Origin of the sequence: Mycobacterium sp., assembly GCF_049280035.1 — a bacterium.
GTDB lineage: Bacteria > Actinomycetota > Actinomycetes > Mycobacteriales > Mycobacteriaceae > Mycobacterium.
Window position 1 is genome coordinate 1 of sequence record NZ_JBAPPI010000871.1, and the last position, 1712, is coordinate 1712.

Consider the following 1712-nt stretch of genomic DNA (forward strand, 5'->3'; position numbering starts at 1 on the left):
CCAATGTTCGGGTGGGCCCGGCGGCCAGGCGCCGCGCCAGCGCCAGCGCGGTGGGGACCGTGTCGGCGTGCGGCACGACCTGCAACACCAGGCCGAGTCGCTGCGCGTCGGCCGCCGACACGTCGTCGCCGAACAGGTACAGGTGCTTGGCCACGTGCGGGCCGACCAGGCGGGTCAGCAGGTAGGCGCCGCCGCCGTCGGGCACGATGCCGCGCCGGATGAACACCGGCACCAAGCGCGCGGTGTCGGCCATCACCACCACGTCGGCGGCCAACGCCAGGTGCATGCCCGCGCCGGCGGCGGTGCCGTTGACCGCGGCGATGACCGGTTTTTCGCAGTCCAGCACCGCGGTGAGCACCCGCTGCCACCCCGCGGCGATGTGGCGCGCGACGTCGCCGTGCACGCGATCGGGGGCGCCTTGCGGTTTGGTCGGCGTCGGGGGCGGCATCCGCAGGTCGGCGCCGGTGCAAAAGGCTTTCTCGCCGGCGCCGGTGACGACGACGGCCCGCACGAACGCGTCGCTGCTGGCCTGCTCGAGCTGCTCAGCCAGCGCGTCGCGGATGGGCCAAGTCAACGCATTGTGGACCTCGGCCCTGTCAAGGGTCAGGACCAGCACCCCGTCCTCGCCGAGCTCGCGCCTCAATCCCTCGGTGATGGCGACCTCCTTAGTCGGCGATAATCAGTAAATATATAATGTACATTGTGTACGGCATCCAGGGCTGGGGCACCTATGTCCCCTATCGGCGCCTCGACCGAAGTCAAATCGCCTCTGTCACAGGCACACACGGCGGGTCCGGCACCCGTGCGGTGGCTGGCTACGACGAGGACGCCACCACGATGGGCGTCGAGGCCGCGCGGCGGGCACTGGGGAACCGTGCGACGACACCGGCTGCGGTCTGGTTCGCCACCGCCGCGCCCACCTATCTGGACCGAACGAACGCCACCGCGCTGCACGCCGCGCTGCGACTCGACCGCGAGGTGGCCGCCTATGACGCGCTGGGCAGTGTCCGCTCGGCGTTCGGCGCCCTTTCAGCCGCGCTGTCGGTCAGCACGCCCACGCTGGTGGTCACCGCCGACGTGCGCTACGGACTGCCCGGCAGCACCGACGAATCCACCGCAGGTGATGGGGCCGCTGCGGTCCTGGTGGGCGACGACGCCAGCGCACCGGTGCTGGCCGAGGTCATCGCCCGCACATCGCTGACCGAGGAGTTCGTCGACCGGTGGCGCCAGCCGAACCGACCCACCTCACAGCTGTGGGAGGAGCGGTTCGGCGAGACCCGCTATGTGCCGTTGGCGCGCCAGGCGCTCAAGGGCGTGCTCGAGCGGGCCGGCCTCGACACCGGTAACGTCACGAAGCTCATCGTCGCCGGGCTGCATGAGCGAGCATGCGCGGCGGCTGCCAAACAGTCCGGGGTGGCCCCGGAGCGCACCGCCGATCGGCTCGGCTCGGTCATCGGCAATGTCGGTGTGGCCCAACCGCTGCTGCTGCTCGCCTCGGCACTGGAGAACGCACGCCCCGGCGACGTGATCGTCATTGTGGGGCTGGCCGACGGCGCAGAGGGGCTCGCTCTGCGGGTTACCGACGCGATCACCGCGTACCGGCCCCGGCCCACGCTGAGCGCTCAGATTGCCGGCGGCGCCCCGATCAGCTACGGGCGATTCCTGACCTGGCGGGGCTTGCTGACGGTGGAACCGCCGCGACGCCCGGAACC

The 1712-nt window shown here is 71.3% G+C and carries 2 protein-coding genes; one reads left to right on the forward strand and one right to left on the reverse strand.

What is annotated here, in order from left to right; all coding sequences use genetic code 11:
* On the reverse strand, positions 1–643 hold a 643-nt coding region (locus WAN71_RS27725; protein WP_422228393.1), incomplete at its 3' end, for an enoyl-CoA hydratase/isomerase family protein.
* A 59-nt stretch (positions 644–702) separates the two neighbouring features.
* On the opposite strand from WAN71_RS27725, the gene WAN71_RS27730 reads away from it, so the two are divergent.
* Positions 703–1712, forward strand: a 1010-nt coding sequence (locus tag WAN71_RS27730) for a 3-oxoacyl-[acyl-carrier-protein] synthase III C-terminal domain-containing protein (protein WP_422228394.1), incomplete at its 3' end; no start/stop codon positions are given.